Consider the following 23,045-nt stretch of genomic DNA (forward strand, 5'->3'; position numbering starts at 1 on the left):
CCGACAGGAAGGAGGCGCCGTGCGCGCTCTCACCGACCCGGACGGAACCCCGGAGATCCTCGCCCTGCGAGCCCTCAAGCTCGGCGACATCCTCGTGGCCGTCCCCGCCCTCAAGGCGCTGCGCCGCGGCTTCCCCGAGCACCGGCTGATCCTCGCGACCACGCCCTGGCTGGAGCCGATCGTCGACCTGATCGACGGCCTCGACGCCCTCGTGCCGACCCTGCGCGGGCTGGACGATCCGCTGCCGGTCGCGCCCGGGCGCATCGAGCTCGCCGTCAACCTGCACGGCAACGGCCCGGAGTCCCGTGACGCCCTGATCGCGCTCGAGCCCGAGCGCCGCCTCGAGTTCCGCGTCCCCGCCCTCGACCCCGACGCGAGCCACGACGACCCGCGCCCGCTCTGGCTCGACGGCGAGCTGGAGCGCGCGCGCTGGGCCCGCCTCGTCAACTCGATCGGCCTCGACGCCGACCCCGAGGACGTCGGCATCGCCGTCCCGGCCGTGCCCGCCCCCGTCGACGGCGCGGCGATCGTGCACATCGGCGCGTTCTACGGCTCGCGCGAGTGGCCGGAGGAGCGCTTCGCCGCGGTCGCGCAGTCGCTGGCCGCCGAGGGGCACCGCGTCGTCTACACCGGGGGCGCGAACGAGGCCGACCGCGCCCGCCGCGTCGCCGAGCTGGCCGGAACGGGCGAGGTGCTCGCCGGCGCGATCGACCTGAGCGGATTCGCCGCGGTCGTCGCCGCGGCCGAGGTGCTCGTCACGGTCGACACCGGTGCCGCGCACCTGGCGTCCGCCTACGGCATCCCGTCGGTCGTGATCTTCGGACCGGCGCCGCCCGAGGCCTGGGGTCCGCCGGCGAGCGGACCGCACATCGTGCTGACCGACGCGTCGCTGCGCCGCGGCGACGTCTTCTCCTCCGAGCCCGACCCGGCCCTGCTCGCGGTACAGACCGAGCACGTCCTCGACGCGCTCGCCACCCTGCCCTCGCGCGCCGACGCGCACCTCAGGCGGTCCGCAGCCGCGCCGCAGGGTGGACGGGCGTGACGGTCGCGACCCCGCTCCGGGACGCCTTCGGCTGATGGCCGCGCGAGGGTGCGCCGAGGCGGTCGGCGAGCTGCGCGAGGATCCGGCGTTGCAGCCGCGAGACCTGCATCTGCGTGGTGCCGAGCGCGTCGGCGATCTGCTGCTGCGTCATCTCCTCGACGAAGCGCATCCGGAGCAGCTCGCGCTGGCCGTTCTCGAGCTCGGCGAGCGCCCGGGCCAGACCGTGCCGGCGGTCGATCGCCGCGAGGTCCTCGTCCTCCCCGCCGATCGTCTCGGCCAGCCGGACGCCGGTCTCGCCGACGGTCTCGTCGAGGGAGAGCGGGTGCCCGGCCGCGCGCGCGTCGGCGACCTCGGCCGGCTCGACGCCGAGCCGCGCGGCGATCTCCCGATCGCTCGGGTGGCGGCCGAGCTCCTGCGCGAGCTCATCGGCGACGACGGCCGAGCGGCGGTGCAGCTCCTGCACGCCGCGGGGCGGGCGGATCATCCAGCCGAGGTCGCGCAGGTGGCGCTTGAGCTCTCCGGTGATGGTGGGCACCGCGAAGGCGGCGAAGCTGTCGCCGCGCTCCGGCGTGAAGCGGCGGGCGGCCTTGACCAGCCCCACGTAGGCGACCTGGCGGAGGTCCGCGCGATCGCCGCCGGCGCGGGACACCCGGTTCGCCATCGCCTCGGCCAGCCCCAGGTGGTCGAGCACGATCCGCTCCCGGATCCGCGCGCCCTCGGCGTCGTCGGCGGTCGCCGCCGCGTGGAAGAGCGAGAGGGTGCGGGCGTCCTTCTCCTCGCGCGGCGAGGCGGACTCGCTCGACGAGTCGGTCGCAGGGGCGAGCGCTGAGAGGGCGGTGTCGAGAACGACCGTGCTCATCGGGACCCCTTTCCGGGCATGCTGGCGCGTCCGGGGCGGCAGGGTGCGACGCGCTCGTCGTCGAGCGGCCCCGGGGGAGAAGCGGTAGCCACAGGCCACCACTGCTCCTCCCGTTCGAGAAGTCCGTTGACTCGGAGCACTGCTTCGCGCTAAGCGTCTCCATCGCGCCCCCCACCGCGCTCCCGGCCGCGCCGTCCTCCGCCGCACCTCCGGCTCGCGATTCCACCTCCGGCTCGCAGAATCACGCGCTTCCCACGAGCCTCAGCCGTTTCCGCGTGCTGAGCGTCCACTCGCGTCACCTCCGGCTCGCGAATCCACTCCCGGCTCGCCGGATCGGCCGCTTCCTGCGTGCCGAGGCCGTTTCCGCGAGCCGAACGTCGACCCGCCGTCACCTCCGGCTCGCGATTCCACCTCCGGCTCGCTGGATCGGCCGGTTCCCGCGTGCCGAGGCCGTTTCCGCGAGCCGAACGTCGACCCGCCGTCACCTCCGGCTCGCGATTCCACCCCCGGCTCGCCGGATCGGCCGGTTCCTGCGAGCCGGACCGTATTCCGCGAGCCGGACGTCCACCCGAGCGGGGCCCCCTGTCCAGTCCGGGCGCCGATCCCCGCCCCGCCGCTAGAATCGCCCCGTATGTCTGAGCTCACCCCGCCCTCCGATCGCGCCCACGACGCGCACCCGTTCACGACCGCGACCGGGAGCGACGTCCGCGTCCGCTTCTGCCCGTCCCCGACCGGGACGCCGCACGTCGGCCTCATCCGCACGGCCCTGTTCAACTGGGCCTACGCGCGGCACACCGGAGGCACCTTCGTCTTCCGGATCGAGGACACCGACGCGGCCCGCGACAGCGAGGAGAGCTACGAGCAGCTCATCGACGCGCTCCGCTGGCTGAAGCTCGACTGGGACGAGGGCGTCGGCGTCGGCGGCCCGCACGGCCCGTACCGGCAGTCCGAGCGCAGCGACGTCTACACCGACGTCATCCAGCGCCTGCTCGCCTCCGGCCACCTCTACGAGAGCTACTCGAACGCCGAGGAGATCGACGCGCGCAACGAGGCGGCCGGCCGCGCCAAGCAGCACGGCTACGACAACTTCGACCGCGACCTCACCGAGGAGCAGCGCGCCGCCTTCCGCGCCGAGGGCCGGAGCCCGGCGCTGCGCCTGCGCGTCCCGGACGCCGACCTCTCCTTCGACGACCTCGTCCGCGGCGAGATCACCTTCCCGGCCGGCTCCTTCAGCGACTTCGTCGTCGTCCGCCCCAACGGCCAGCCGCTCTACACGCTGGTGAACCCGGTCGACGACGCGCTGATGCAGATCACCCACGTCCTCCGCGGCGAGGACATCCTGCCCTCGACCGCGCGCCAGATCGCGCTGTACCACGCGCTGATCGACATCGGACTGACCACGTTCGTCCCGCGCTTCGGCCACCTCCCCTACGTGATGGGCGAGGGCAACAAGAAGCTCTCGAAGCGCGACCCCTCCGCCAACCTCTTCCACCACCGCGACCGCGGCTTCATCCCCGAGGGCCTGGTCAACTACCTCGCCCTGCTCGGCTGGTCGCTCACCCACGACCGCGACGTCTTCTCGATCGACGAGATGATCGCCGCCTTCGACGTCGCCGACGTGAACCCCAACCCGGCCCGCTTCGACCTCAAGAAGGCCGAGTCGATCAACGGCGACCACATCCGCCTGCTCGCGGTCGACGACTTCACCGAGCGGACGATCCCCTACCTGATCGCCGCCGGCGTCCTCGCGGGCGAGCCGACCGCCGACCAGCGCGCCGTCCTCGACGCCGCCGCCCCGCTCGTCCAGGAGCGCATCGGCCTGCTCGGCGAGGCGCCCGGCATGCTCGGCTTCCTCTTCACCACCGCCGACGCCCTCTCCTACGACGAGGACGCGCTGAAGGGCCTGCCCGCGAACGCCGGCGAGGTCCTCGCCGCGTCGATCGGCGCCCTCGAGCTCGTGCCCGAGGGGGAGTGGCTGACCGCCTCGATCCAGGATGCGCTCGCCGGCGCGCTGATCGAGGGCCTGGGCCTCAAGCCCCGCATCGCCTACGGGCCGCTGCGCACCGCGATCTCGGGCCGCCGCGTCTCGCCGCCGCTGTTCGAGTCGATGGAGATCCTCGGCAAGTCCGAGTCGATCGCCCGCCTCGCCCGACTCGCCGACACCCGGAGCTGATCGTGGCGGAGGTGCAGGGCGGCCACTACGACGTCGTCATCATCGGCGCCGGTCCCGCGGGGCTCTCGGCGGGGCTGAACCTCGTCCGCGCGCGCCGCAGCGTGCTGCTGCTCGACAGCAACCGGCCGCGCAACGCGGCGACCCTGCACTCGCACGGCTTCCTCACCCGCGACGGCGTCTCGCCGCTGGAGCTGCGCCGCCTCGGCCGCGCCGAGCTCGAGCAGTACGACGAGGCCGAGGTGCACAACGCGATGGTCACCGCCGTCGAGCGCTCCGGCGGCGAGTTCGTCGTCACCGCGAAGGGCGTCCGCGGCTCGGCCGACCGCTCGGTGCTGGCGACCGCGGTCGTCGTCGCGGGCGGCCTCTCCGAGCGCCTCCCGACGCTGCCCAGCCTCCGCGCCTACTACGGCACCGCCGTGCACAGCTGCATGGAGTGCGACGGCTACGAGAAGGCCGGCGAGCCGCTGGCCCTGATCGGCGAGACCGCCGACCTCGCCGAGCGCGCCATGCTCCTCTCCCAGTGGTCGACCGACCTGATCGTCTTCACCAACGGCGTCGGAGTCGTCAGCGACACCGACGAGTCGCTCCTGAACTCGATCGGCATCCGCATCGAGCGCCGCCCCGTCGCGGACCTGGTGGGGGAGCGCGCCGTGATGACCGGCGTCGCGCTCGCCGACGGCGATGTGATCCCGCGCACCGGCGCCTTCGTCCGCCCGGTCTGGGTCCCCGTCCTCGACTACCTCGACCCCGCCGGCCCCGAGGTCGACCCCGAGGGCTTCCTCCGCGTCGACGCTGGCGGCCGCACCTCCGTCCCCGGCCTCTACGCCGCCGGCGAGGTCACCGCCCCCGGACCGCAGCAGCTGATCGTCGCCGCCGGCTCCGGCGCGCAGGTCGCCTCGGCGATCAACCGCGACCTCGTCCGCGCCCGCCTCGGCGAGGCCGCGCCCGAGTCGGAGGCCCCCGCCGTGCACGATCGCGGAGCCGATTTGAGCGGCGTGCGTCCGTAGGGTACTGTCGTCTCTCGGCGCCGGGTTCCACTCCGGCCGCCGCCTGGTCCCGGCCTCACCGCCGGATGACCATTGGGGTATGGTGTAATTGGCAACACGACTGATTCTGGTTCAGTTGTTCTTGGTTCGAGTCCAGGTACCCCAGCACTGAAGTGCTCGCGAGAGTCGAAGCATCACCCGGCGTTCGTCGCCGCTGCGCCTCCTCCCGCTGGGCCTCCTCCGGCTGTGCCTCCTCCCGCTGCGATCCGGCTCGTCGCCCGGCGTCCCGACCGCGGTCCTGCTCTCCGTCCGGCACCTGCGCGCGTCCCGCTCGAACCAGCACGCATCCGCCGTCCGGCCGACGCCCGGGAACCCCGTCCATGCCACGATGAACCTGTACATCGCTCAGAAACCCGCCCTCCGCGGGTTCCGAGAAGGGGGTCCCTCGTCCATGAATTCTGATCTGCTCTGGGTCGTCGGCGCCGGCATCGTCGTCGGTGTCGTGCTGCTGCTCGCCATCATCGGCTTCTTCATCTTCCGCGCCTGGTACCAGGTGCCGCAGGCCGACGAGGCGATCGTGATCGTCGGAAAGAAGCAGAAGGGCGACGACGGGCTGACGTCCAACATGACCGTCATCACCGGCGGCGGCGCGTTCGTCAACAAGCTGACCCAGCGCTCCGACCGCATCTCGCTGCGGTCGCGGCAGATCAAGATGGAGCCGGTCGCGCAGACCAAGAACGGCGTGACGATCCACCTCGCGGGCGTCGCCCTCGTCAAGATCGGCTCGACGCCCGACCAGGTGCGCGCCGCCGCCGAGCGGTTCGCCTCGCAGGACCAGTCGATCGACGTCTTCACCACCGAGCAGCTCGAGGGCGCGCTGCGCGGTGTCGTCGCGAAGCTCAGCGTCGAGGAGGTCATGCAGGACCGCCAGAAGCTCGGCGACGAGATCGCCGAGGGCATCAAGGGCGACCTGCTCGCCCAGGGCCTCGTCCTCGACTCCTTCGCCATCCAGGGCGTCACCGACCGCAACGGCTACATCGAGGCGCTCGGTGCGCAGGAGATCGAGCGCGTCCGCCGCGAGGCCGACGTCGCCCGGATCAACGCGGCCCGCGAGGTCAAGGCCCGTCAGCTCGCCACCGACGAGGCGAACCTGATCGAGCAGACCGCCTTCGACAAGAACACCGCCGCCTCGAAGTCCGAGGTCGGCCGGGCCAACGCCGAGGCCGAGCAGGCCGAGAACCTGGCCCGCGCAGAGCGCGAGCAGGCCGTCCTCGTCCAGCGCGCCGAGAACCGGCAGGCCGAGCTCGACGCCGACGTCAAGCGCGTGGCCGACGCCGAGAAGTACCGGCGCCAGACCGAGGCCGACGCCGACGCCTACGGCCGCGCGAAGAAGGCCGAGACCGACCGCCAGGTCGCCCAGCAGGTGTCCGACGCCGAGGCCTACGCCGTCCAGCGTCAGGCGGAGGCCCGTCAGGCGTCCGCCGCGGCCGAGGCGGCAGCGGTGAGTGCCCGCGCCGAGGCGGAGGCCCACGCTCTGCGTGCCAAGGCCGGCGCCGAGGCCGAGGCCCTGCGCGCGAACGCGTCCGCCGAGGCGGAGGCCATTCGGACCAAGGGTGAGGCGAGCGCGGCCGCGATCCAGGCCGAGGCGGAGGCGCTCCGCGAGAACCAGGAGGCGATCCTGGGCCGCGAGCTCATCGGACAGCTCCCCTCCCTCATGGCGGAGTTCGCGAAGGGCTACCAGAACGTCGGCACCATCACCCTGATCGGAGGCGACACCGCGGCCACGCACATCGCCCGCGAGCAGGCGGCGAGCCTCACGGCCACCTTCGACAGCGTCAAGTCCGCGACCGGCGTCGACCTCGGAGCCATCCTCCAGGGCCAGGCCTTCGGCCGGGGCGTGGCCTCGACCTCGGCCGCCGAGCCCGCCCCGTCGGGCGATCCCACCGCCGTCCCCTCGACGAGCTGACGACCCGGGGCCGCCCGCCCGCGACGCGGGCGGCCCGGACGTCCTGCCGGCAGGTGCGGCCCCGGACTTGTCGCCACAGCATCGATCCGTCACCAACGGCTGCCTCAACAGCTCCTACACGACCCTCCGCGCCGGATCGACGCGTGCACTTGCGCACCGAGCACGCGGAGGCCGATCCGTCCACTCCCCGTGCCCTCTGCAGCCGGAACGTACGCTGACCGGATGAGGCAGTGTCGTACACACGGGACGGGCGCCGCGGCGCTGGCCCTGACCGCCGTACTCCTGATGGCCGGCTGCAGCGGCGACTCCTTCCGCGCCGATTTCGCGCGCACCTTCGGCAGCGACGAGGCGGTCGCCGACGTCGAGCTCGCGGCCGTCGAGGACATGCCGTTCACCGGGGGAGTCAGCGCCGAGGTCGTCGCCCGCGAGGACCTCTCCGACGCCGACGTGACGTCCCTCGCCGACCGGTTGGCCGCCTTCGCCGCGAAGCGCCCGACCGGAGACGTGCGGATCCTCCTCGACGCCGACGACCTCACCCTGCCCGTGTCCGGCGACCAGGACCTCACGTCCGGCCGGATCGCCGCCGCGCTCGCGCTCCGGGACGACCCGCGAGTCGAGTCCCTCGCCCTCGCCGCCGACGACAGTGAGGACCGCGTGAGCGGCCTGAGCCTCTTCCTGGCGGACGACGCGACCGCCGACGACGCGTTCGCGCTCGCCCGCGACGCCCCCGCGCTCCTCCCCGACGCCTCGCCCCTGCACGTGAGTGTCCAGAGCGCCGACCGCTCCCTGCTCGTCACCGGCACCCCGGGCCCGTGGCTCGACGACGCCCAGCGTCTCTGGTCCGCGATCTCTGCCGTCGTCCCCACCGCGGGCTTCCGCGCCGACCCCGACCACCTCGACGTGACCCTGACGAGCGACGCCGACTGCCCCGCGGCGACACTCGCCGCCGCCGCCGTCCCCGGCGGCGGCGTCGCCGTCTCGTTCGCCTCATCCGGCCGTTGAGCATCCCGGCGGAGGCGGAGAGCGAATCGAGTGGACGCTGATCGTGGTGTCGGTCCGCCCGTGACCCCGCTTCGCGTCCAGTCGACCCTCCGATCGACCTCGAGTGGACGGCAACCGGGCTCTACAGAGCCGCGGGCCCCGTTCCGCGTCCGGTCAGCCGAGCTCCTTGCGCATCTGGATCGACGTCGGCTCGTAGCCGAGCGACTCGTACAGCCCGCGTGCCGCGGTGTTGAAGCCGAAGACGTTCAGCGCGAGCGCCCGGTAGCCGCGCGAGCGGGCGTGCTCCTCCGCCAGCAGCATCGCCACGCGGCCGAACCCGCGGCCGCGCTCCGACGGGTCGACCTCGACGTCCCAGATGTAGGCGACGCCCTCGAGCTCCTGCGGGTGCGGACCCACCCAGATCACGCCGACCGGGCGCCCGTCGTCGAGGACCCGCAGCAGATCGTGGCCCGGCGCGAGCACTCCGCCAGGGAACAGCCGCTCGTCGTTCGCGTCCGCGTTCCGCAGCGCCGCCGCTTCGTCGTCGCCCGCGCGCATCCGGTCCGCGACGTACGACGCGCGCTGCGCGGTCCGCCAGGCGGCGAGTTCGGCGGGCGGGAACGGCGCGAGGGAGACGGGCATGCTTCACCGTCCCACACCTGCGCTGACCTCATCAGCCGGCACGGAGATCATCTCTGCAGACGTCCGCTCCGCGTCGTCGGAGGCTGCTCGCCGGATGGTTCAGAGACGTCGTCGACCCGATCATTGCGTATTACGATAATCCGCATGACCGATGAGGAGACGATCGCCGGGCGACCGGTGACGGAGGAGCAGATCGCAGCCTGGGCCGCCGAGGCGGAACGCGGGTACGACGTCGATGCGCTTAAGGCGAGAGGACGGGGACGCCCGGGACGGGGCGCGCAGCCCTCGCAGGTCGTCGCTGTGCGGCTGACGCTCGAGGAGCTCGCCGCGCTCGACGAACGCGCCGCCAGAGAGCACAAGACCCGCTCCGAGGTCGTCCGGGAGGCGCTCGCCTCCGCCGCGGCGTGAGAGTCCACATCTCTGCTCTGAGGCACGGCCTCTCCGAGGACGACGCCGTTCACGCGGCGGGTCTGGCGCTCTGGGTCGAGGACCTGGACGAGGACTCTCCGGCCCGACAGCTGCGCCTCGGCTTCGACACCCACGGTCGCCTCCTCGAGACGGTCGTCCTGGTCTTCGACAGCGGGAACGAACTCGTCATCCACGCCATGAAAGCCCGCCCGGGAATGATCGACCTCCTGCCCTGACCAGCACCCGTCGGGCGTTCTGCGCCGCCCCTGCGGAAGTTCGCGCCGTCGAGGGCACCCTGCCGCCGGTCACTGATCAGGAGCGGTCCGCGCCCTCGCTCTCCGCCGCCTCGACCTGCTCCGCGTGCTTCTTCTTGCCGAAGCGCGTCGCCAGGAACAGCAGCGTGCCGACGACCACGTAGCCGGCGGTCCCGAGCCACACCACGCCGGTCTGCTGCGTCAGCAGCACGACGCTCGCGATGATCGCGAGGATCGGGACGACCCGCGGCACCGAGAAGTGCGGGTGGTCGACGCGGTCCTTCTTCAGCACCAGCACCGAGATGTTCGCCGAGATGAAGACCAGGAGCAGCAGGAGCACGGTCGTCTCGGCCAGCGTGCCGACGTCGCCGATCAGGCTGAGCAGCATCGTGACGCCGCCGACGACGACGATCGAGACCCAGGGGGTGCGGCGGTTCGGCAGCACGCGGCCGAAGGCGCTCGGCAGCAGACCGGAGGACGCCAGCCCGAATCCGACCCGGCTCGCCATCACCATGAACAGCAGCGCGCCGTTCGCGATCGCGATGAGCGCGATCAGGCCGAACAGCCACGGCGGCACCGCCACGCCGCTGGCCGCGACGACATCGAGCAGCGGGCCGGTCGACTCCGCGAGCTCCTCGTTCGGCAGCACGATCACCGCGCCGAGGGCGATCAGCAGGTAGACCACGGCGGCGGTGATCAGCGCGCCGAACAGCGCCCGCGGGTAGACCTTCGAGGGGTTGCGGACCTCCTCGGCCATGTTCGCTGCGGCCTCGAAGCCGAGGAAGGAGAAGAAGGCGACGATGGAGGCTGCGAACGCGCCCTGCAGCGGCGCGACCTCCGGGTTGAACTCCAGGACACGGCCCGCATCGCCGTTGCCCCCGCCGAAGAAGATCGCCGCGCAGACGATCACGATCACGAGTCCGCTCACCTCGATCACCGAGGCGACCAGGTTCGCGGTGAGCGACTCCTTCACCCCGCGCAGGTTGATCAGCGTGAGCACGGCGATGAAGACGATCGCGGTCGGCACGGGCGGCACGTCGAGCAGCGCGCCGAGGTAGTCGCCGGCGAAGGCGTTGGCGAGCGAGGCGGCGGTGGTGATCCCGGAGGCCATCATCAGGAAGCCGACCAGGAACGACAGGTACGGCTTGCCGAACGCCCGGTCCACGTAGCGGGCGGCGCCGCCGGCGTGCGGGTACTTGGTGATCAGCTCGGCGTAGGTGCCGGCCGTCAGCAGCGCGATGACGAGCGCGATCAGCAGCGGCAGCCAGATCACCCCGCCGACGTCGGCCGCCATCGTGCCGACCAGCGTGTAGATGCCGGCGCCGAGCGTGTCGCCGACGATGAAGGCGAAGAGCAGCGGGCCGGTGATGACCTTCTTCAGCGACCCTCCGCCCTTCGCGGGGGCACTGGCGGCGGCGTTCGTCGTTTCGGTCATCCGGTGATTCCAACGAGAACGGCCGCCAGGCGCAACCCCTGCCGCGAGATCGCTGCGTGATTTCTCATGCTCGAAACACGCGGCCGGTCGGTCCGCGCCCGAGCAGGAGCGCCCCGCGTAGCGTCGGCCGGGACGCGACCGCGCTCCGCAGCGGACCCCCGCAGCGGACCCCCGCACCGCGGACTCCCGCCGTGCGCCACGATGGGCCCACGCCCCGCGACGGATCGAGGACCCCCTGCACGACAGCACCCCGCGTCCCGGTCTTCCCGAGCGGCTCGCGCGCCTGATCCGCCTCCGCACCGTCTCCGCCGAGCTCGAGACCGTCGACGAGGCGCTCGCGCTGCTCCGCGAGCTCTACCCCCTGACCCACGAGCGTCTCGAGACCGAGCGGATCACCGACCGCGGACTCCTCTACCGCTGGCCGGGCCGCGACTCCCGTGCGGACCCGCTGGTCCTGATGGCGCACCTGGACGTGGTGCCGGTCGAGGACCCCGCCGCCTGGACGCATCCGCCCTTCGGCGGCGACATCGTCGAGGGCGCCGTCTGGGGCCGTGGCGCCCTCGACGACAAGGGCCCGCTCGTCGTCGTGCTCGAGGCGGTCGAGAACCTCCTGGCCGCCTACGTCGTGCCGGCCCGCGACGTCCTGCTGGCCATCGGCGGCGACGAGGAAGTGCGCGGGGCCTCGGCCCGCGCGATCGCCGAGACGCTGCACGAGCGCGGGATCGTTCCCTGGCTCGTGCTCGACGAGGGCAGCGCCGTCGTCGAGGCGCCGCTGCCCGGAGTCGTCGGGCCGGTCGCGATGATCGGCGTCGGCGAGAAGGGCCTGCTCACGCTCCGGCTGACCGCGCGCTCCGCCGGCGGTCACGCCTCCGCCCCGCCGCGACTCACCGCGGTCGGCCGCCTGGCGCGGGCGATCACCCGGCTCACGCCCTCGACCTTCGCCGCCCGGGTCCCGGAGGCGCTGGCCCGCGCGCTCGCGCTCCTCGCCGACCGAGCACCCGGCGCTCGCGGCACGCTCTACCGGCTGCTCGGCGCCCGGCCGCAGCTCGCCGCGCCCGTGCTCGCGGCGCTCGGCGGCGAGACGGCGGCCCTGGTCCGCACCACGATCGCGCCGACGATGCTCCGCGCGGGGACCGCCGACAACGTGCTCGCGGCGGAGGCGTCCGCCGTGCTGAACCTGCGCCTGGCCCCCGGGGAGACCGCGGCCGGGGCCGCCGAGCGCGTCCGCCGGCGGATCCGCGACCGCGAGGTGACCGTCGAGGTGGTGCTGGGGGAGGACCCGTCGCCGCAGTCGCCGAGTGACGGCGCCCCCTTCGCGGCGCTGCGGGCGGCGCTCGCCGTCTCGCACCCGGAGGCGGCGGTCGTCCCCTACGTCATCAACGCGGCGACCGACTCGCGCCACCTGCACCGCTTCGCCCCCGCGGTGTACCGCTTCGCACCGCTCCTGATGACGAAGGAGCAGCGCGCCGGGATCCACGGCGTCGACGAGCGCGTCGACATCGCGGCCCTCGAGCGCGGCGAGCTCTTCCACCGCGCCCTGATCACCGGGCTCGACGCGTGAGGGCCCGGTGAGCCGCAGGCCGCGCAGGCGCCGGGTGTAGGTTCGTCCGTCGTGGAGACGGTGCCGATGCAGACCCAGGATCACGAGCGGACCCAGGACGGGCCACCGGCCGGGGACCGCGTGCTCGCCGATCTGCGCGAGCTGCTCGGCGACCGCGTCCACACCGACGCCGACGTCCTCGAGGCCTACCGCCACGACGACGCCGAGTGGGCGCCCTCCGGGCTGCCGCTGGCGGTCGTCCTCGCCGAGAGCGCGGAGGACGTGGCGCACGCCGTCCGCGTCGCCGCCCGCGCGGGTCTGAGCGTCGTCCCGCGCGGAGCCGGAACCGGCCTCTCCGGCGGGGCCAACGCGCTCGCCGGCTGCCTCGTCGTCTCGCTCGAGCGGATGGATGCCGTCCTCGAGATCGACGCCGACGAGCGCTTCGTCGTCGCCCAGCCCGGCGTGATCAACGACGCGCTGCGGGCGGCCGTCGCCGAGGTCGGACTCTGGTACCCGCCGGACCCGGCCAGCTCCGCCATCTCGACCATCGGCGGCAACGCCGCCACCAACGCCGGCGGCATCTGCTGCGTGAAGTACGGCGTCACCCGCGACTACGTCCTCGGCATGAAGGTCGTCCTCGCCGACGGCTCGCTCGTCAGCCTCGGCCGCCGCACCGCGAAGGGCGTCGTCGGCTACGACCTCACCGGCCTGATGGTCGGCTCGGAGGGCACACTCGGCATCATCGTCGAGCTGACGCTCCGCCTGCTCCCGCTCGCGGGCCGTGAGCAGCGCGCGATCGTCGGCTCCTTCGGCTCGCTCGAGGACGCCGGAGTCGCGGTCGCCGCGATCTCCGCCGCCGGCATCATCCCCTCCGCCCTCGAGATCATCGACAGCACCTGCCTGCGCGCCGTCGACGACTGGCAGCACCTCGGCCTGCCGCACGGCGTCGACACGCTGCTGCTCGCCAAAGTCGACGAGCCGGGGGAGGCGGGGCGCACCGCCGCCGACCGCGTCGAGGCGCTGATGGCCCGCGCCCACGCGCTCTCGGTCGAGCAGGCCACCGACCAGGACGAGGTCGACCGGCTCTTCCTCGCCCGCCGCCTCGCCTACCCGGCGCTCGAGCGCCTCGGTCCGGTGCTGACCGAGGACGTCTGCGTGCCGCGCCGCGCCGTCCCCGAGATGCTCGCCCGCATCCGCTCGGCCGCCGCCGACCACGACGTCGTCATCGCGACCATCGCGCACGCCGGCGACGGCAACCTGCACCCGCTGATCATCGCGCCCGAGGGCGACGAGGCCGCGAAGGCCCGCGCGAAGAGCGCCTTCGACCGCATCGTCGAGGACTGCCTCGATCTCGGCGGCACCGTCACGGGTGAGCACGGCGTCGGTCTGCTGAAGCTGCCGGGGGCGGCCGACGAGCTCGGCTCGCGCGTGCTCGGCATGCACCGCTCGATCAAGGACGCGCTCGACCCGCTCGGCGTGCTCAACCCGGGCAAGGCGTTCCCGGGCTGAAGTCCCGCTCTCGGTTCTCCCGGGATCAGCGCGCCAGGAACTCCAGCAGCGCCTCGGTGAAGACCTTCGGCTGCTCGATGTTCGCCGCGTGGCCGTCCTTCTCGATCACGAGGGAGTCGCCGCGCGGGGCGAGCGAGGCAGCGGCGGCCGCGTGCTCGGCCGGCCAGAACTCGCTCTCGCGCCCGGCGACGAAGAGCACCGGCACGCTCGTCCGTGCGATCACCGGCCGCCAGTCCGCCTTCGCGTGGTCGTTCAGCAGCCGCCGCTCGGTCTCGGTCAGCTCCCGGCGCTCGCCGCCGCCGAGTGCCTTCAGCAGCCGCGCGATCCGCACCGGCCCCTTGGACGCGACACTCCAGCGGCCGGGATCCGGGATCGTGGTCGCGAAGAGGGTGTCGCGGTTCGCCTCGGTGTAGTCGTAGAAGCCGTAGGGCCAGTCGTCGCCGTTGAGCATGCGCGGCGTCTGGTCGACGATCACGATGCGGTCGACGCGGCTCTCGTCGGCGCTCTCTCCGGTGCTCTCTCCGGTGCTCTCTCCGGTGCTCTCGTCGGTGCTTCCCGCCGTGCCTCCCGCGGAGCCGGCCAGGAACGCCCAGATCGAGTTCCCGCCCATCGACCCGCCGACCAGCGCCGCGCCGCGCAGATCGAGGTGCCGCAGCAGCTGCGCGAGATCCGCGCCGTGCCGGAGCATCGTCGCGCCGGCCTCCGTCCGCTCGGACAGCCCGTGCCCCCGCCGGTCGAACGAGATCACCCGGTAGCCGGCCTCGGCGAGCGGCCCCTGCTGCGGCTTCCAGCTCGTCGCCGGCGCCTTGAACCCGGCGATCAGCACCACCGGCCGCCCGGCCGGGTCGCCCTGCTCGGTCCAGCTCAGCCGGACCCCGTCGTCCGTGGTGAAGTCCGGCATGGTGCCCTCTCGTCGCTCTCGTCACCGCCTGGTGCGGCCGCTCCCCGCCACGCTAGTGCGGCACGAGTGGCGCGTCGCCGCCCGCGGGGGGACTCTCGCGATCAGGCCTCCTCGAGCACGCTCCGCACCGCGTCGTTGGCCTCCCGCCACTCCTCCGGGTCGGCCTCCTCCCAGAGCTCGGTGAGCTCGCTGCCGGGCGAGTCGGCGGCGGCCAGCGCGGCGAGGGCGAGCGCGACGAGCTCGTCGTCGGGTCGCCCGGCCCGCTGCACGAAGTGCGCGATCGTCTCGGCGTGCGGACCGCCCTCCCGGCCGAGCCCGCGCGCGACCACCTCGGCGGCGGCGATGGCGAGAGTCGCCGCATCCGCGTCCACCTGCGTCGGCGCGACGGCGGCGTCCAGCGCCTCGCGGACGTACTGCCAGTCGCCGGCCTCGTCGAGCTCGTAGACCCAGTCGCTCGCCGTGTCGTTGCCGAACGGCTCTCCACTCCATGCACCCATGGCCCGACGCTACGCCGACCCGCGCGCGGCCGCACCGCCGAGGCACCGATCGATCCGGCGGAGAAGCACGCGCCCGAGTGCGCGAGAGAGCCGTCCGCGACGGATCGAAGCGGGCGGGACAGCCCTTCGCGACGGATCGATCCGAGCGGAGGAGGGTCGCGCGTCAGGCCAGCCGCTCGCTGAGTGCGACGATGACGCCCTCCGGTCCGCGGACGTACGCCATCCGCCAGACCCCCTCGTACTCGCCGACACCGCCGACCAGCCCGTACCCGTCGGCCGCGAGCCGCTCGAGGACGGCGGCGAGGTCGTCGACGACGAAGGCGAGACTCCGCAGCCCCGGCTCGTCCGCCTCGACGGGGGCGGGAACGGAACGCGGTGCGGGCCGGACGAACCGCGAGAGCTCGACGGCGGTCCCGCCGCCGGGCGGCCGCAGCATCACGATGTCGGTCCGGGCGTCCTGCATGCCGACCACCGTGTCGAGGAACTCGCCCTCCACGGGCGCCCGGCCCTCGAGCACGAGGCCCAGCCCGACGAAGAACGCGGTCGCCGTCTCGAGATCGTGCACCGTCACGCCGACGTGGTCGAATGCGGTGATCCCCGCCATGAGCGCCTCCTCGTGTCGAGCCCAGTCAGGCAGGACGGGGGCCCGCTGTCAACGCGCGGCTGATCCCTGCTCCGGCGCTGCGACCGGGCTGGTCGGCCCGCTGCATCGTGTTCCCGAGGCGTTCATCACTGGAGTCCCCTCGCGCGTGACCCGGCTCGCCCGCACTGGGTAGGCTGTACTGCTCCGTCGTCGAGGGGGAGCGGTCGCGGAGGAACGATGGGCAAGAAGCGCAATCAGGGACGATCCGGGAACGGGCGCTCCGGCGGCTCCGGCGGCCAGGGCGGCGGCCGCACGGCCGAGACCGCGCTGATGGTGCGGTTCCGCAGCTGGTACCGGTCGCACCTCGCCGACGTCGCCGTCCTGCACGAGCACCTCGACGTCGACGAGGCCGTGGAGGTCCTCACCGACCTCTTCGCCATGACCCGCGACCTCCGCCCGCGCGGCTCGTTCGCCCAGCCGGACGCCGAGCTCCTCGAGGCCGTCTTCGACCAGATCGAGGCCGACCTCTCCGGCGAGGAGAGCGAGGCCGATCTGGACGACACCCTCTTCACCGTCGCCGAGGTCGTCGAGCACTTCCTCGACTTCCTCACCGACGAGGACCTCTGGACCGGCACCGACGAGGAGCTCGACGAGTGCCAGGCCGTGCTCGACGAGGTCCTCGACCTCGCCGGCTCCTTCGTCGAGGCCGTCCTCGACGACCTGCTCGAGGTCGAGGAGGTCCCGGACGCCGAGATGCTCTCCGCCGCCCGCGCCACCGCCCTCGTGCACGCCGCCGACGTCGTCGTCGAGCACCTCGCCGCCGCCGACGGAGCGACGATCTCCGAGCGCGCCGCCCGCGAGATCGTGGTCGAGGCCGGTGTCGCCTCCGCCGGCTCGTCGCCGAGCGACGACGCCGTCCGCATCCCGGTCTCCGCCTGGTGGGACGCGCTGGTCGCCTCCGACGTGCTCGACGCCGACGGCTCCACCGCGGGCCTCGGCGACGCGGCGCCGGCCTGGCGCAGCTCCGAGGCGCGCGAGGCCACGGTCGAGCGCATCGCCTACATCGCCCGCTTCATCGAGCTCTGGCTCGTCAGCGCGCAGGAGGCGCTCGCCGCCGCCGACACCGAGAACGGCGCCTTCTCGCCGCGCGAGCGCGCGATCACCACCACCGACGCCGTCCTCGCCCGGATCGCGGTCGCCTGCCAGGCGCAGATCCACGAGGGCCTCGTCGTCGGCGAGCTGGTCGACGAGCTCGCCGCCGAGCTCGACGTCTCGCTCGAGGACGCCCTGGACGAGCGCGAGCGGATGGTCGGCGCGGCCGAGCGGATGCTCGACGACGCCGCCGAGCTCGGCCTGCTGCTGCACTCGCCCGAGTTCGGCTACGTGCTGCCCGAGGGTCTGCAGCCGGTCCTCGCCTCGGTCGTCCGCGCGAGCATCGTGCTGCTCGGCGCCCGCGACGCCACCCGCCTCGAGATCCTCGACGAGGCGACGGAGGACACCGACTCCGCCTACGCCCTGCGCGTCGCGCTGCTGGGCACCAAGCCGGCCGTCTGGCGCCGGCTCGAGCTGTCCTCGGAGTCGTCGCTGCGCGATCTGCACCTCGCGCTGCAGCTCTCGCTCGGCTGGACCGACGCGCAGCCGCACTACTTCAGCGTCGGGGTGCCCGACGAGGAGCAGGCGCCGATCGGCTCGCCGGCCGACGCGGAGGAGCTCGGCTCCGGCCTCGTCGACGAGGGCGGCGTCGCGCTCGCCGAGGTGCTCGAGAGCGTCGGCGACGAGCTGTTCTACGTCTACGACCTCGAGGACGAGTGGCGCCATGTCATCCGCCTCGAGTCGGTGTCGCCGCTGGGCGCCGCCCTGCCGCGCTGCACCGGCGCGCGCGGAGCCGCTCCGCTCGACGCGCCCGGCGGTCCGGCCGCCTGGGCCGACACGGTCCGCGCCGCCACCGATCCGTCGTCCGCCGACCACGCGGAGGCGCTCGACGCCCTCGGGCTCGCCCCGGAGGCGGCGTTCGACCCCGCGAGCGTCGACGTCGACGGCATCAACCGCTCGCTCGGCCTGCTCCGCGCGGCGGTCTGACCGGTCCGCACCGCAGAACGTCCGCCGAGAGGCCCCCGTCATCGCCGATCGCGGCTGACGGGGCCTCTCGGCTGATGCTGTGACGTCAGCTCTCCGTCACGGCGTGAGCAGCAGCTTGCCGATGTGCCCGGAGGCGGTCATCCGCTCGTGCGCCCGCTCGGCCTCGGCCAGCGGGATCACCTCGTCGACCACCGGCCGCACCGTCCCGTCCGCGACGAGCGGCCAGACGCTCTCGCGTACCGCGGCGACGATCGCGCGCCGCTCCTCCAGCGGCCGGGCGCGGAGGGTCGTGGCGTGCACCGCCGCGCGCTTGCGCATCAGCGTCCCGATGTCGAGCGAGCCCTGCGCGCCGGACTGGTTGCCGATGAAGACGACGCGGCCGCCGAGCGCGAGCGCCTCGACGTCGCGGGCGAGGTAGTCGCCGCCGACCGGATCCAGGATCACGTCGACCCCGCCGTCCGTCTCGGCCGCGATCCGCTCGACGAAGTCCTGCTCGCGGTAGTCGATCAGGATGTCCGCGCCGAGCGCCCGGCAGGCGTCGAGCTTCCGCGGGCTGCCGGCCGTCACGGCGACCCGGGCGCCGATCGCCGCGGCGATCTGGATCGCGGTGGTGCCGATCCCGCTGCCGCCGCCGTGGATCAGCACAGTCTCGCCGGCGCGGAGCCCGGCGACGAGGACCAGGTTGGACCAGACGGTCGCGGTCGTCTCGGGCAGCGCGGCGGCCGAGATCAGGTCGACCCCCTCGGGCACCGGCAGCAGCAGCCCCGCGTCGACGACGACGTGCTCGGCGTAGCCGCCGCCGGAGAGCAGCGCGCAGACCTCGTCGCCGTGGGCGACCGTCGTGACGCCCTCGCCGAGGCCGACGACCGTCCCGGACACCTCCATGCCGAGGATCTCCGACGCTCCGGCCGGCGGCGGGTACACCCCGGCGCGCTGGCCGAGGTCGGCGCGGTTCACGCCCGCAGCGGCCACGCGGAGCAGCACCTCGCCGGGTCCGGGGGAGGGGGTGGCGGTCTCCTCGAGCACGAGGCGGGAGTCGGGGCCGGGGTTCTCGACGCGGATCGCAAGCATCCCGCGATGCTACGCCGCGCGCCTCCACGGGCGGTCCCGTCCGATCTGCAGGTGATCCGGCGCTCCGCCGGCGGCTCCACGCGGACGAGAGCGCGCTCCCGCCGGGATCGCCTGCGGATCGCACGCAGGCGTCAGGCGTGCTCCGCCAGGAACGCCAGCACCGCGTCCTTGAACGCCCGCGCCGGCACCGTGCTCGTGTGATCGCGGCCCGGGACGCTGACGAAGCGCGCGCCCGCCTCCTCCGCCAGCCGCGCCCCGCCGGGCGCGATCGGGTCGGCCCCGCCCGTCACCATCAGCGTCGGCAGCTCGGGATGCGTGCCGAGCTCCGGATGCGCCCCGCCGCGCACCCCGTCGGCCACGGCCACCAGGGCGGCCAGGTCGTTCCCGGCGACGCCCTCCGCCATGCCGATGAACGCGCGCGTGAAGCGGTCGTCGATCTCGCCGCCGTCCGCCACCCGCGCACGCGCCGCCGCCGCATCGAAGTGCCGCAGCGGCTCGCCCACCGTGAGCCCGCCGAGGCTGAGCGTCGCGAGCAGCTCCGGATGCTCCATCCCGAGCACCCAGCCCATCCGCGCGCCGAGCGAGTAGCCGAGGTAGTGCGGAGCGATCAGGTCGTAGGTCTCGATGACCCGTACGATGTCGGCGACCATCAGGTCGACCCCGTACGCGCCGGCGCGATGCGGCTTCTCGCTGGCGCCGTGCCCGCGCTGGTCGAGCGCGACCACCCGGTACCCGGCGCGGCTCAGCGTCCGCAGCCAGCCCGCCGTCTCCCAGTTCAGCACCGCGTTCGACGCGAACCCGTGCACGGCCAGCACGGTCGGCGCCCCCTCGTCGCCGAGCGCGTACGTCGCGATCCGCGTCCCGTCGTCGGCGACCACGGACACGGGCGGGGGGAAGGCGATCGGCGTCACCCGACAACCCTGCCACCCCGCGAACGCCTGCTCCTCCGCGCGCCGCGGTGTCCGGACCGGCGAGCCGGTGTCGGACCCTCGGACCGCGACGAACCCACGTCCTGCGCCATCCTTCCGCGAGCGCTGCCGACAGGCCTCGCCTCGATGACCATGTGCGTATGGTGTGCAGGTGACGGAGCCAGGCACTCGAGTACCCGGCAGAACCGGAGGTCGCTGTACGGGGAGCACACCCCGTGGGGCTTCCTCGCGATCCTGTTCGTCGGAATGACCATCGGCGGCGCCGTCGCCCGGGCAGCCGGTGTGGCCGATCCGATGAACATCGCATCGATCTGCGTCTCCGTCGTGACCACCCTCCTGATCAGTCGGCTGGTGCTCTTCCTCCGGCACCGCCGGCGCTGAGCACGACGACCGACGGACGCCGCGGTCAGCGTCGCGGAACAGGACCTCGAGTCGCCGTCAGCGCACCGGACGGGAGGAGCGGACGAACGGCACCGCGATGACGAGGCGGACGCTCCGGCCGCGGCCCGAGCGGATGCCGAGCACGACGCAGAGCACGAGATTCAGCACGAAGAGGCCGAGGATCGCCGCGATCGTGAGGGTGGGCCAGCCGCCGCCCCAGGTGTCGCGGACCGAGACGAGCGCAAGGTGCAGGGGCACGAGCATCAGCTGGAGCGCGAGGTAGGTCAGCTGCCAGTTCACGGCGACGACGCCGTTGCGGTCGCTCAGGGTGCCGCCGCGACGCCGGGCACCCCAGGCCAGCACCGTCGCCGTGACCGAGATGAGCGGCGAGAGGATCACGAAGCCCGCGATCGCCGACAGTCCGGCGAGCCAGACCGCCCTGGCTCCGCGGCCGTCGCGGCGGCGGCGCAGCGTCTCGTCGTCGTCCATCCGCGGCCGCTCCCTCGCGATCGTCCCGGCGCGCCGCCGGTCGACCCAGTCTTGCACCGGCCCCCGGGAGTGAGCGGGGGGTTCCCCCTCCCGCCCGGGGGTTAGCCGGATGGGGGAGGATCCGCGCCGTCCGTAGCGTGGAGGCATCGCCGGGCGCCCCCGGCACCGCACCCCGCAGAAGGAGCACCGACCATGTCGAACGCCGAGACCACCCCGTCCGCCACCACCCCGACCGCCGCCACCCCGACCGCCGCCACCACGTCCATCCGCACCACCTCCGCCGACGAGCAGCCCACCGAGGTCTACGGCTCGACCGCCGTCCTCACCGACCCGGCCCCGGAGTCGCGGCAGCAGCAGTCCGAGCAGCAGGACCCGCCGTTCGAGCGGCCCGCCGCGCAGCACCCGGCCCCCTACGGCGTCCCGCCCATTGCCGCCGCCCCGGCCCCGTCGACCCCGTTCTCGCTGACCAGCCTCATCCTCGGCGTCACCTCGGTCTTCTTCGGCCTCACCGTCATCGCGCCGGTCGCCGGCCTGATCTTCGGCATCCTGGGCCTCCGCCGCGAGCCGACCGGCCGCACGCTCGCGATCTGGGGCATCGTCCTCAACGCGGTGATGATCAGCCTCGTCGTGCTCTTCGTCGTCGCCCTGCTCTTCCTCGGCCTGCTGGTGCCGTTCGTCGCGATCGCGACCGGCACCGACGTCAACTGACCAGCCGCTCCCGACTCAGGTCAGGAACGCCCGCAGCAGCGCCGCGGAGGCGTGCACGTGCTCGGTCATCAGCCGGGCCGCCTCCGCCGCCCGACCGGTGAGGATCGCCGTCACGAGGGCCCTGTGCTGCTCGTCCGCGTGGGCGATGTTCCGCGGCAGCAGCGGGATGTCGTCCAGCAGGGCGTTCACCCGCGTCCGGCTCTCGGCCACGAGCGGCAGGAGCGACGGAACGCCGGCCAGCTCGGCGATGGTCAGATGCAGCCGCGAGTCGAGCCGCCGGTAGTCCTCGGGGCTCGCGTCCTCGACGTCGGCGAGAGCCCGGAACAGCTGCTCCCGATCGGCGGCCGTCAGGTCCGCGCCGGCCGCGAGCCGCGCAGCCCCCACCTCGAGGATCTCGCGCAGCGCCACCACGTCGTCGATCTCGGCCCGGTCGAAGCCGCGCCGGCCGATCGGCGCCGCCGGCAGCTCCTCCGCCACGAAGGCCCCGCCGTACCGGCCGCGCCGCACCACCAGGTATCCCGCGTCCGCGAGCGAGGCGATCGCCTCGCGCAGGGTGTCTCGCCCCACGCCGAGCTGCGCGGCGAGCTCGCGCTCGGAGGGGAGCCGCTCGCCGGGCCCCACGAGCCCGAGGCTCACCGTCTGCATCAGCCGCTGCACCGTCTCCTCGAAGGCGTTGCTCCGGAGCAGCCGCCGCAGGATCGCCTCCCTGGCGCTCGCCGCGGGAGCCGCCGGCCGGCCGTCCCCGTCGTCGTCCGTCCCGGTGCCCGCGCTCACGTCGCGCTCACTCGGGGGTCACGTAGGCGGAGGAGATGCCGCCGTCCACGAGGAACGTCGCCCCGGTGATGAAGGAGGCGTCGTCGCTGGCGAGGAACGCCACCGCGGCGGCGAGCTCCTCCGGCTCGGCGAAGCGCCCCACCGGGATGTGCACGAGCCGGCGCTGAGCCCGCACCGGGTCGGCCGCGAACAGCTCCTGCAGCAGCGGGGTGTTCACCGGGCCCGGGCAGAGCGCGTTCACGCGGATGCCCTGGCGCGCGAACTGCACACCGAGCTCGCGGCTCATCGCGAGCACCCCGCCCTTCGACGCGGTGTAGCTGATCTGCGACGTCGCCGAGCCGAGCACCGCGACGAACGAGGCCGTGTTGATGATCGATCCGCGGCCCTGCTTCGTCATGTGCCGGAGCGCCGCACGGCAGCAGAGGTAGACCGACTTCAGGTTGACGTCCTGCACCCGCTCCCAGGCGGGCAGCTCGGTCGTCTCGATGGAGTCGTCGTCGGGCGGTGAGATGCCCGCGTTGTTGAAGGCGATGTCGACCGAGCCGTAGGCGTCGACCGCGGCCTGGAAGAGCGCGTCGACCTCCGCCTCGCTGGTGACGTCGACACGGACGAACATCCCGCCGAGCGCCTCCGCCACCTCGGTGCCGCGCGCCACGTCGACGTCGGCGATCACCACGCGCGCCCCCTCGCGGGCGAACCGTGTGGCGGTGGCGAGGCCGATCCCGCTGGCGCCGCCGGTGACGACGGCGACCTTGCCGGCGAGGCGCTGCGTGAGGTCGATCGGGGTGGTGTCGAGGGGAGGGAGAGCCATGGTGCGGCCTTTCACGGGAGGGTGCGG

23 protein-coding genes and 1 tRNA gene are annotated in these 23,045 nt (G+C 73.6%); 13 read left to right on the forward strand and 11 right to left on the reverse strand.

The annotated features are described in order from the left end of the window. Positions 1-19: 19 nt before the first annotated feature. Positions 20-1,042, forward strand: a complete 1,023-nt coding sequence (locus tag EDF35_RS16925) for a glycosyltransferase family 9 protein (RefSeq protein WP_133963180.1) — start codon at positions 20-22, stop codon at positions 1,040-1,042. On the opposite strand, the gene EDF35_RS16930 is transcribed toward EDF35_RS16925, so the two are convergent. Further along, complete coding sequence (locus tag EDF35_RS16930) at positions 1,002-1,901, reverse strand: sigma-70 family RNA polymerase sigma factor (RefSeq protein ID WP_133963181.1); 900 nt, start codon at positions 1,899-1,901, stop codon at positions 1,002-1,004. The two genes, EDF35_RS16925 and EDF35_RS16930, sit on opposite strands and share 41 nt — an antisense overlap. A 631-nt stretch (positions 1,902-2,532) precedes the next feature. Between EDF35_RS16930 and gltX the strand changes: the two genes are divergently transcribed. The 5 genes from gltX to EDF35_RS20915 all read left to right on the forward strand — a co-directional run bounded on the left by gltX (position 2,533) and on the right by EDF35_RS20915 (position 8,028). Beyond that, positions 2,533-4,074: a glutamate--tRNA ligase gene (gene gltX / locus EDF35_RS16935; protein ID WP_133963182.1), complete on the forward strand. Its 1,542-nt coding sequence runs from the start codon at positions 2,533-2,535 to the stop codon at positions 4,072-4,074. Positions 4,075-4,076: 2 nt separating this feature from the next. After that, positions 4,077-5,081 carry an NAD(P)/FAD-dependent oxidoreductase gene (locus EDF35_RS16940; protein ID WP_243840031.1) on the forward strand — a complete coding sequence of 335 codons (1,005 nt, stop codon included), beginning with the start codon at positions 4,077-4,079 and terminating at the stop codon, positions 5,079-5,081. Positions 5,082-5,154: 73 nt separating this feature from the next. After that, positions 5,155-5,226: transfer RNA gene (locus EDF35_RS16945), tRNA-Gln, on the forward strand. Positions 5,227-5,511: 285 nt separating this feature from the next. After that, the gene (locus tag EDF35_RS16950; RefSeq protein ID WP_133963183.1) at positions 5,512-7,026 is read left to right on the forward strand and encodes an SPFH domain-containing protein; all 1,515 of its coding nucleotides are present in this window, start codon (positions 5,512-5,514) and stop codon (positions 7,024-7,026) included. A gap of 222 nt (positions 7,027-7,248) precedes the next feature. Beyond that, positions 7,249-8,028, forward strand: a complete 780-nt coding sequence (locus EDF35_RS20915) for a hypothetical protein (RefSeq protein WP_166674148.1) — start codon at positions 7,249-7,251, stop codon at positions 8,026-8,028. Between the two features lie 153 nt (positions 8,029-8,181). Here EDF35_RS20915 and EDF35_RS16960 read toward each other — a convergent pair whose 3' ends face one another. Then, positions 8,182-8,649 (reverse strand): GNAT family N-acetyltransferase, encoded by a 468-nt coding sequence (locus tag EDF35_RS16960; RefSeq protein ID WP_133963184.1) that lies wholly within the window; start codon positions 8,647-8,649, stop codon positions 8,182-8,184. A gap of 144 nt (positions 8,650-8,793) precedes the next feature. Here EDF35_RS16960 and EDF35_RS16965 point away from each other — a divergent pair, with 144 nt between their 5' ends. Both EDF35_RS16965 and EDF35_RS16970 read left to right on the forward strand, forming a co-directional pair. Then, positions 8,794-9,057: a ribbon-helix-helix protein, CopG family gene (locus EDF35_RS16965; RefSeq protein ID WP_123733986.1), complete on the forward strand. Its 264-nt coding sequence runs from the start codon at positions 8,794-8,796 to the stop codon at positions 9,055-9,057. Continuing rightward, the gene (locus EDF35_RS16970) at positions 9,054-9,293 is read left to right on the forward strand and encodes a toxin (protein WP_133963185.1); all 240 of its coding nucleotides are present in this window, start codon (positions 9,054-9,056) and stop codon (positions 9,291-9,293) included. The genes EDF35_RS16965 and EDF35_RS16970 overlap by 4 nt, the downstream gene beginning before the upstream one ends. A gap of 76 nt (positions 9,294-9,369) precedes the next feature. Here EDF35_RS16970 and EDF35_RS16975 read toward each other — a convergent pair whose 3' ends face one another. Then, complete coding sequence (locus EDF35_RS16975; RefSeq protein WP_123737235.1) at positions 9,370-10,746, reverse strand: APC family permease; 1,377 nt, start codon at positions 10,744-10,746, stop codon at positions 9,370-9,372. A gap of 286 nt (positions 10,747-11,032) precedes the next feature. On the opposite strand from EDF35_RS16975, the gene EDF35_RS16980 reads away from it, so the two are divergent. Next, complete coding sequence (locus EDF35_RS16980) at positions 11,033-12,307, forward strand: M20/M25/M40 family metallo-hydrolase (protein ID WP_347876897.1); 1,275 nt, start codon at positions 11,033-11,035, stop codon at positions 12,305-12,307. A gap of 66 nt (positions 12,308-12,373) precedes the next feature. Then, positions 12,374-13,795, forward strand: coding sequence for an FAD-linked oxidase C-terminal domain-containing protein (locus EDF35_RS16985; RefSeq protein ID WP_133963187.1), 1,422 nt, complete (start codon positions 12,374-12,376; stop codon positions 13,793-13,795). A gap of 25 nt (positions 13,796-13,820) precedes the next feature. Here the strand turns inward: EDF35_RS16985 and EDF35_RS16990 are convergent, their stop codons facing one another. The 3 genes from EDF35_RS16990 to EDF35_RS17000 all read right to left on the reverse strand — a co-directional run bounded on the left by EDF35_RS16990 (position 13,821) and on the right by EDF35_RS17000 (position 15,797). Further along, positions 13,821-14,696 carry an alpha/beta hydrolase gene (locus EDF35_RS16990; RefSeq protein WP_133963188.1) on the reverse strand — a complete coding sequence of 292 codons (876 nt, stop codon included), beginning with the start codon at positions 14,694-14,696 and terminating at the stop codon, positions 13,821-13,823. A gap of 101 nt (positions 14,697-14,797) precedes the next feature. Continuing rightward, positions 14,798-15,193 (reverse strand): DUF4259 domain-containing protein, encoded by a 396-nt coding sequence (locus tag EDF35_RS16995; protein WP_123705016.1) that lies wholly within the window; start codon positions 15,191-15,193, stop codon positions 14,798-14,800. A 163-nt stretch (positions 15,194-15,356) separates the two neighbouring features. Beyond that, positions 15,357-15,797 carry a VOC family protein gene (locus tag EDF35_RS17000; RefSeq protein WP_123705015.1) on the reverse strand — a complete coding sequence of 147 codons (441 nt, stop codon included), beginning with the start codon at positions 15,795-15,797 and terminating at the stop codon, positions 15,357-15,359. 216 nt (positions 15,798-16,013) lie between these two features. On the opposite strand from EDF35_RS17000, the gene EDF35_RS17005 reads away from it, so the two are divergent. After that, entirely contained in the window at positions 16,014-17,855 is a 1,842-nt protein-coding gene (locus EDF35_RS17005; RefSeq protein ID WP_133963189.1) for a plasmid pRiA4b ORF-3 family protein, read from the forward strand. Positions 17,856-17,951: 96 nt separating this feature from the next. Here EDF35_RS17005 and EDF35_RS17010 read toward each other — a convergent pair whose 3' ends face one another. Both EDF35_RS17010 and EDF35_RS17015 read right to left on the reverse strand, forming a co-directional pair. Further along, on the reverse strand, positions 17,952-18,926 hold the full coding sequence (locus tag EDF35_RS17010; protein ID WP_133963190.1) for an NAD(P)H-quinone oxidoreductase: 975 nt from the start codon (positions 18,924-18,926) through the stop codon (positions 17,952-17,954). Between the two features lie 131 nt (positions 18,927-19,057). Further along, on the reverse strand, positions 19,058-19,837 hold the full coding sequence (locus EDF35_RS17015) for an alpha/beta hydrolase (RefSeq protein ID WP_133963191.1): 780 nt from the start codon (positions 19,835-19,837) through the stop codon (positions 19,058-19,060). Positions 19,838-20,101: 264 nt separating this feature from the next. On the opposite strand from EDF35_RS17015, the gene EDF35_RS21435 reads away from it, so the two are divergent. Beyond that, complete coding sequence (locus tag EDF35_RS21435; protein WP_279587531.1) at positions 20,102-20,236, forward strand: hypothetical protein; 135 nt, start codon at positions 20,102-20,104, stop codon at positions 20,234-20,236. A gap of 57 nt (positions 20,237-20,293) precedes the next feature. Here EDF35_RS21435 and EDF35_RS17020 read toward each other — a convergent pair whose 3' ends face one another. Then, positions 20,294-20,725 (reverse strand): DUF4870 domain-containing protein, encoded by a 432-nt coding sequence (locus EDF35_RS17020; RefSeq protein ID WP_159422373.1) that lies wholly within the window; start codon positions 20,723-20,725, stop codon positions 20,294-20,296. Between the two features lie 192 nt (positions 20,726-20,917). On the opposite strand from EDF35_RS17020, the gene EDF35_RS21300 reads away from it, so the two are divergent. After that, complete coding sequence (locus tag EDF35_RS21300; protein WP_243840033.1) at positions 20,918-21,433, forward strand: DUF4190 domain-containing protein; 516 nt, start codon at positions 20,918-20,920, stop codon at positions 21,431-21,433. Positions 21,434-21,448: 15 nt separating this feature from the next. Here the strand turns inward: EDF35_RS21300 and EDF35_RS17035 are convergent, their stop codons facing one another. Together EDF35_RS17035 and EDF35_RS17040 are read right to left on the reverse strand one after the other, a co-directional pair. Next, entirely contained in the window at positions 21,449-22,207 is a 759-nt protein-coding gene (locus EDF35_RS17035; RefSeq protein ID WP_133963193.1) for an FCD domain-containing protein, read from the reverse strand. 7 nt (positions 22,208-22,214) lie between these two features. Beyond that, positions 22,215-23,018, reverse strand: coding sequence for a 3-oxoacyl-ACP reductase (locus EDF35_RS17040; protein WP_133963194.1), 804 nt, complete (start codon positions 23,016-23,018; stop codon positions 22,215-22,217). Between the last annotated feature and the right edge of the window lie 27 nt (positions 23,019-23,045).

The organism is Rathayibacter sp. PhB151 (assembly GCF_004366415.1).
GTDB classification, from domain to species: domain Bacteria; phylum Actinomycetota; class Actinomycetes; order Actinomycetales; family Microbacteriaceae; genus Rathayibacter; species Rathayibacter festucae.